8 protein-coding genes are annotated in these 6,729 nt (G+C 59.1%); 4 read left to right on the top strand and 4 right to left on the bottom strand.

Annotated elements, in window-relative coordinates; all coding sequences use genetic code 11:
* Positions 1-48: 48 nt before the first annotated feature.
* On the bottom strand, positions 49-330 hold the full coding sequence (locus AC2FLA_RS14475) for an REP-associated tyrosine transposase (RefSeq protein WP_496723051.1): 282 nt from the start codon (positions 328-330) through the stop codon (positions 49-51).
* Between the two features lie 460 nt (positions 331-790).
* On the opposite strand from AC2FLA_RS14475, the gene AC2FLA_RS14470 reads away from it, so the two are divergent.
* Both AC2FLA_RS14470 and AC2FLA_RS14465 read left to right on the top strand, forming a co-directional pair.
* On the top strand, positions 791-997 hold the full coding sequence (locus tag AC2FLA_RS14470) for a cold-shock protein (protein ID WP_058273677.1): 207 nt from the start codon (positions 791-793) through the stop codon (positions 995-997).
* Positions 998-1,175: 178 nt separating this feature from the next.
* Positions 1,176-1,736: a L,D-transpeptidase gene (locus AC2FLA_RS14465; RefSeq protein WP_058278724.1), complete on the top strand. Its 561-nt coding sequence runs from the start codon at positions 1,176-1,178 to the stop codon at positions 1,734-1,736.
* 5 nt (positions 1,737-1,741) lie between these two features.
* Here AC2FLA_RS14465 and AC2FLA_RS14460 read toward each other — a convergent pair whose 3' ends face one another.
* Together AC2FLA_RS14460 and AC2FLA_RS14455 are read right to left on the bottom strand one after the other, a co-directional pair.
* Positions 1,742-2,356, bottom strand: coding sequence for an SOS response-associated peptidase (locus AC2FLA_RS14460; protein WP_496723047.1), 615 nt, complete (start codon positions 2,354-2,356; stop codon positions 1,742-1,744).
* A gap of 4 nt (positions 2,357-2,360) precedes the next feature.
* Complete coding sequence (locus AC2FLA_RS14455) at positions 2,361-3,002, bottom strand: arylesterase (RefSeq protein ID WP_496723045.1); 642 nt, start codon at positions 3,000-3,002, stop codon at positions 2,361-2,363.
* A 51-nt stretch (positions 3,003-3,053) separates the two neighbouring features.
* Between AC2FLA_RS14455 and AC2FLA_RS14450 the strand changes: the two genes are divergently transcribed.
* Together AC2FLA_RS14450 and AC2FLA_RS14445 are read left to right on the top strand one after the other, a co-directional pair.
* Positions 3,054-3,749: an ABC transporter ATP-binding protein gene (locus AC2FLA_RS14450; RefSeq protein ID WP_496723043.1), complete on the top strand. Its 696-nt coding sequence runs from the start codon at positions 3,054-3,056 to the stop codon at positions 3,747-3,749.
* The gene (locus AC2FLA_RS14445; RefSeq protein WP_496723041.1) at positions 3,746-6,274 is read left to right on the top strand and encodes an ABC transporter permease; all 2,529 of its coding nucleotides are present in this window, start codon (positions 3,746-3,748) and stop codon (positions 6,272-6,274) included. Before AC2FLA_RS14450 ends, AC2FLA_RS14445 begins: the two co-directional genes overlap by 4 nt.
* Here AC2FLA_RS14445 and AC2FLA_RS14440 read toward each other — a convergent pair.
* Positions 6,271-6,723, bottom strand: a complete 453-nt coding sequence (locus AC2FLA_RS14440) for an RrF2 family transcriptional regulator (protein ID WP_496723040.1) — start codon at positions 6,721-6,723, stop codon at positions 6,271-6,273. The genes AC2FLA_RS14445 and AC2FLA_RS14440 overlap by 4 nt on opposite strands.
* Positions 6,724-6,729: the final 6 nt, after the last annotated feature.

The raw sequence follows: 6,729 nt of genomic DNA, 5'->3' as shown, positions 1-6,729 counted from the left end.
ACAGGTGCCCGAAGGTCTTCCTGTCAGCAATCGCCCTCGCAGCACTCGTTATCTATTGGCTATGAGTCCTGACCCTAAGAATCCGTGTTTGACGGGATTACCCCAGTAATATGCCATGTGATTGCGATAATCTCGTTCATCGCGGACACAATGCTCCCAAAACCTGCGTTGCCAATTCCCACGTTCCCGTTGGACAACTTTCGACCCAGCCCGCGGACCGAACATACCGACGCCACGCACAAACCGAATTTTGGTCAACCGCCACCGTGTTAAATAATCCGCATCTCTCGGCGGCAAGGTCCAAACCGCGTGCCAATGATCCGGCAACACAACAAACGCGTCACCACAAAGGCCGCGGTCAATTGCTCCACCTCGCGCACCAACAAATCCGATGATCGATCGGCCAGAGACACGGTGAAAAGGTACTTGGCCCCGGGAATGCGGATGCAGCGGTAATTGCTGGTGCTGCAACCTGATCACAGGCTTTGTCAAAGGTTTCTAAATGCCCATCCAGCGCCCTGACCGCATAGCTTTTCTTTATGAAAGGCCGCTGAACCAATAACCAAACCCGTCGGCGGATTCTTGTGCAAATCGGGAAACTGGCCCTCAAACCCTTGTACGAAACGCACAAAATCCCTTGTCACACGCCCACCCCGATGCCATATCAATGGGGCTTACGTTTTTCTATTTCGACCCACTGTCACCGTTTCCGGCGCTCAGTCTATCGATACAGACAACGACGCCGGGCTGCCGCAACTCCGTGGGCAGCACTAAACAGGAGACAACGGATATGCCCACAGGCACCGTAAAATGGTTCAACACCACCAAAGGTTTTGGCTTTATCGCACCTGAGGATGGCGGCAAAGACATCTTCGTTCACATCTCGGCTGTCGAGCGTTCGGGCCTGACCGGTCTGGCCGACAACCAGAAAGTCACGTACGAGCTGCGCGCTGGTCGTGACGGCCGCGAAAGCGCCGACGATATCGCACTGGCCTAAGGCCATGAAAGGGCAGAGGTCACCTCTGCCCTTTTCACATCACGCGGGACAAAACTGCAACACAAGTGTGTCCCTGCGATTACATCACAATACGGTTACTCTTGGCAGATGATTGACCAGATCGGTTATCATTCCGACACTGGTTTACGATTTTCCTGCAGTCCTTAAGAGAACCGATATGTTCACACGTCGCACTTTCCTTGCAGCATCTGCTGCCGCTGGCCTGACACCCGGTATTGCTTCGGCCAAGAAGAAAGCCGTTGAATACGACCCCACGCCCCAGTTCGTGCGGGTCAAGAAACAATTTCTGCCGGGGCAGCTTCTGGTCGCGCCACGGTCCTTCTACCTGTATCTCATCACAGAACCGCGTAAGGCCATCCGCTATGGGTGCGGCGTTGGCAAGGCAGGTCTGGAATTCACCGGCACAGCCACGATCGACGTCAAGAAAGAGTGGCCGACTTGGCGCCCCACGAACGAGATGATCGAACGTGAACCGCTGACTTACGCTAAATTCAAGGACAATGATTATGTTCAACCGGGCGGTGATGGTAACCCTCTGGGGGCACGCGCGCTCTACCTGTTTCAGAATGGGGTCGACACCTATTTCCGTATCCACGGCACGACGCAGCCGCAAACCATCGGGCGCGCGGCCTCAAACGGATGCATTCGGATGCTGAACGCCCATGTCATCGACTTGTATGAGCGTGTACCGGTCGGAACTGTGGTCACGGTGGTCTGAGGCGGTCACGGCCCGGACCAGTCGACGTCCGTCGCCTCTTCGATCTGCAACAACCCGTCAGGCCAAGGTTGCGCCAGCGCCTTGGCGTCGTCTTCAGTTCCTGTAAGCCATGTCTGAATGTCGGCAGGATCCAGCAGGACACCCATTCGATGGTGTATCGGCTCCAGATCGGCATTTGGTGGGCAGGTCACAGCCGCAAATTGGTCAACCCACAGACCGCCCGGAGCCTGCCAACTGTCGGTGATCGCAGCGAAGAACAGAGGTGAGCCATTCGCCGAGGCGATGCGCCATGCGGTTTTTCGACGTTTTTCACCCGTCCACTCGTACCACCCGTCCACCGGAACCACGGCCCTGCCAACGCCGTCGAAGGCGGTTTTGTCAAAGACGGTTTCGGACCGGGCATTGATTATAGTTTCCATCACAGGCCGACCGCGCGCATTGACGCGCCCAACCGGGATCATGCCCCATCGCATGGGTGTCAGGCCGTGGGCAGTCAGGACGATCAATTCCTGACCCGGTTGAATGTTTTTTCGCAGCGGCTGCAGGTCCACATCACATCGGACGTTCAGTGCCTGGGCGATCTCAGACATTGGCCGTGTCAGAAAAAATCGCCCGGGCATCTTCTCAATCCTGCTTGGCCGAGGTTTCGACCAGCTCCAGCACGTAAGGCCCAAGCGCAGCTACGATCCGCGAAACGCCTTCTTTGTTGGGGTGAATTCCATCCGGTTGCATGAACTGCCGGACTGCGTTCGGGTCGTCGTTTGGCTGCAACCCTTCAAAAAAGCTTTCCGCAAACACAAGCTGATATGCCTCGGCCAGATCAGGGTACATCGCGTCAAAGGCCTGCTTGTATTCGACCCCGTAATTCCCCGGTGCCTGCATTCCGATCAGCAAAACCTCAACCTCCGCCGCCCGGGCGGAGGTTACGATTGTCTCAAGGTTCGCGCGCGACACAGCCGGGTCGATACCGCGCAGCAGGTCATTGCCGCCCAGCGCCACAATTAGCGCGTCCACGTCGGGCGTCAGCGTCCAATCGACACGCGCCGCGCCGCCGGCGGTCGTATCCCCGGAAACTCCGGCATTGATCAATTGCACGTCTGCGCCCTGATTTTTCAGCCATTGATCCAACTGTGGTACGAACCCGTCCTGTTCCGGCAGCCCGTATCCTTGTGTCAGCGAGTCCCCGAGGGCCGCGATGACCAACGGTTCCGCTGTGGCGGCAAAGCCGCAACACGCAAACAGTAAAACCATCAGAGCCTTGCGCATTTTTTGAACCACTCCATATCCCAAAATGACCGCCTCCTTTTGGAAGTACCAATGACGACACCTGTTCTTTCGCTTCAAAATGCCGCTTTGTCGCTGGATGGCAATGCCGGCCGGGTCAATATCCTGCATGAGATTAACCTGACCGTCGCAAAAGGCGAAACGCTTGGGCTTGTCGGGCCGTCGGGGTCCGGTAAATCCTCGCTGCTGATGCTGATGGGCGGGCTGGAACAGGCAAACGCGGGCAAGATCACAGCCCTTGGCCAGGATCTGACTGGCATGGATGAGGATTCTCTGGCCCGTTTCCGGCGCAATGCGATGGGGGTCGTCTTTCAGAACTTTCATCTGATCCCAACCATGACTGCCCTGGAAAATGTGGCCACGCCGCTGGAATTGGCCGGACACAAGGATGCGTTTCAACGCGCCGCGGCAGAACTGGACGCGGTTGGGCTGTCGCATCGCCGCGATCATTATCCGGCGCAATTGTCGGGCGGCGAACAACAACGCGTTGCGCTGGCCCGCGCTGCCGCACCGCGTCCGCAGATTTTGCTGGCGGACGAGCCGACAGGAAATCTGGACGAAACGAACGGCGCGGCTATCGTCGATCTATTGTTCGGCCTGCGCGACAAACACGGGGCCACACTGGTTCTTGTAACCCACAGTCATAGTCTGGCCCGCAGGTGCGATCGGGTTGTGCGCTTGCGCGACGGGCGAATTTCGGAAGACAGCCAGCAAAAGGCGGCGGAATGAGCCTTGGGCTGGCCGGGCGGCTGGCACGCCGTGAACTTCGGGGCGGGCTGCATGGGTTTCGCGTTTTCCTCGCGTGTCTTGCGCTGGGTGTCGCCGCAATCGCAGCAGTTGGATCGGTGCGCCACGCGATCCAGGCAGGTTTGGCCGAGGAAGGCGCGGCCCTGTTGGGCGGGGATGCGCAACTGGAATTCACCTACCGGTTTGCCACAGATGACGAACGCGCCTGGATGGACCAGACCGGGACAGCTGTCTCTGAAGTGGTCGATTTTCGCTCGATGGCTGTTGCTGATCAGGGCGCTGAAACGCAGCGCGCGCTGACACAGGTCAAATCGGTCGACGACACTTACCCGTTGTTGGGATCTCCGATTTTGAAGCCTGCTCTGCCTCTGCCGGCAGCTTTAGGGACACATCGAGGACTTCCCGGCGCAGTAATGGATCCGTCGCTGATTGACCGGTTGGGTCTTTCCGTCGGAGATCGCTTTGCACTGGGGACGCAAGAGTTCATCCTGACTGCCGCATTGATCCATGAACCGGACGGGGCGGCAGATGGCTTTGGTCTGGGCCCTCGCACGCTGGTGCGGACCGAAGACTTGCAAGCATCCGGCCTGTTGGCCCCGGGAACTCTGTTTTCCACCAAATACCGCCTGGCCCTGCCATCAGGAACCGATCTGCAAGATCTAGCGGTAGAAGCGCGTCAGAATTTTGAGGGCACCGGTATGCGATGGACTGACGCTCGCAACGGTGCGCCCGGCATTGCGGAATTTGTCGGGCGGCTCAGCGCATTTCTGGTTCTGGTCGGGTTATCAGGCCTTGCAGTCGGCGGCATCGGAGTTTCCGCAGCCGTGCGCGCCTATCTGTCCCAAAAGACCGAGACCATCGCGACACTGCGCACATTGGGCGCTGACAAGGCGACAATATTCCAAACTTATATGATCCAGATCGGTGTCCTGTCCGGGATCGGCATCTTGCTGGGCCTTGCCTTGGGCGGGTTGCTGCCGCTGCTGCTGGCCCCCTTGATTGAAGCCCGGCTGCCTGTACCCGCGGTTTTCTCATTTTATCCGGCGCCGCTTGCCGAAGCAGCGTTGTACGGCTTACTGACGGCCTTTCTGTTCACGCTCTGGCCCCTTGCCCGCACCGAAGACGTCCGCGCAGCGACCCTGTTTCGGGATGCTTTGACCTCGGCGCGTGCGGTTCCACGAGGGGTATACCTCATCGCAACTGGTTCCGGCCTCGCGCTGCTGATCGCATCAGCCGCTTGGTTCAGCGGCTCGGCGCGTCTGACGTTCTGGACCGCCGGAGGGTTGGTGGGCGCGTTGCTGCTGCTGTCCGCTGCGGCCTACGCGGTGCGCCGGCTGGCCCGGCTCAGCGCTCCGTCAGCGCGTGGGCGCCCGGCCCTTCGATGGGCCTTGTCGGCCATTTCCGACCCACGCGAGGGCGCTGCATCCGTTGTACTGTCTCTGGGTCTTGGGCTTTCGGTTCTGGCGGCCGTTGGACAGATCGACGGCACCTTGCGCAATGCAATTTCCGGCGACTTGCCGGACGTTGCCCCGTCTTACTTCTTCGTCGACATTCAGAAGGACCAGATGCCGGGATTTAACGACAGGTTGACCACCGACCCCGCCGTCAGCCGGATCGAAAGCGCACCGATGCTGCGCGGGATCATCACACAGATCAACGGCAAACCCGCCCGCGAAGTGGCAGGCGATCATTGGGTTCTGGATGGGGACCGGGGCGTCACCTATTCTGCCCGGCAACCCGAAAACGCGCGCATAACCTCGGGCGAATGGTGGGCAGAAGACTATACCGGTTCGCCGCAGGTTAGTTTCGCAGCTGAAGAAGCCGAAGAAATGGGCCTGAAGCTCGGCGACCAACTGACAGTGAACATTTTGGGCCGGGACATTACCGCAGAACTCACATCAACGCGCGAGGTTGATTTCTCAAACGCCGGTATGGGCTTTATCATGTCCATGAATCCATCGGCCCTTGCAGGTGCCCCGCACAGCTTTATCGCGACGGTCTACGCCGAAAAACAGGCCGAGACGGAAATTCTGCGCGATTTGGCCGGGAAGTTCCCCAACATAACGGCGATCCGGGTGCGCGACGCTATTGACCGCGTCTCGGGCCTGCTGGCGGGCATCGCAGCGGCCACGTCATACGGCGCGGGTATTTCTCTGTTGACCGGTTTCTTGGTCCTCATCGGTGCTGCCGCGGCCGGGGAACCCGCCCGCCGTTACGAAGCTGCGATCCTCAAGACACTCGGCGCGGACCGGCGGCGCATCCTGTTCAGCTTTGCCCTGCGCGCCGCGCTGTTGGGTGCGGCCGCTGGTGGCGTTGCCCTTCTGACCGGCATTTTGGGGGGGTGGGCCGTTGCCACCTATATTTTCGACACGAAATTCTCGGTGATCTGGCCGTCCGCAATCGGAATTGTTCTGGCGGGCATCATCGTGACGCTCGGCGCAGGGCTGATCTTTGCCCTGCGACCCCTGGCCGTCCGCCCTGCCCGCATCTTGCGTGCCAGTGATTAACCAGCGCGCGCGCAGGCAACAGGTTGCAGGATCTGCAGTAAAGGATCGTTGTCGCAGATCAGGGCGTCCAGTGTGATCTCGTCCAGCGAGGCATAGAAAACCTCAGCCGCGTCCTGTAGTGCCACCCGCAATCGACATGCATCCGTCAACGGGCAGGTGTTGTCGGCATCCGCAAAACACTCGGCCAGCGGCAAGTTGCCTTCGACATGGCGAAAGACTGATCCGATACGGATCTGTTCGGCCGGTCGGGCCAGTACCATACCGCCGTTACGACCGCGTTGGGTGCTAAGATAACCCAACTGGCTTAGTTGATTGATGACCTGTGCCAGATGGTTCTCGGAAATATTGCACACTTCGGCAATCTCAGACTTGGTGACCAGCCTTTCCTGATGCGCTGCACAATACATCAGCAGCCGCACCGCAATGTTCGTCCGTTTGGTTATCCGCACCGTGAC

Source organism: Ruegeria sp. CDSA033, assembly GCF_059612305.1.
The sequence above is the reverse complement of the archived record's forward strand: the minus strand, read 5'-3'. Positions and strand labels throughout refer to the sequence as shown.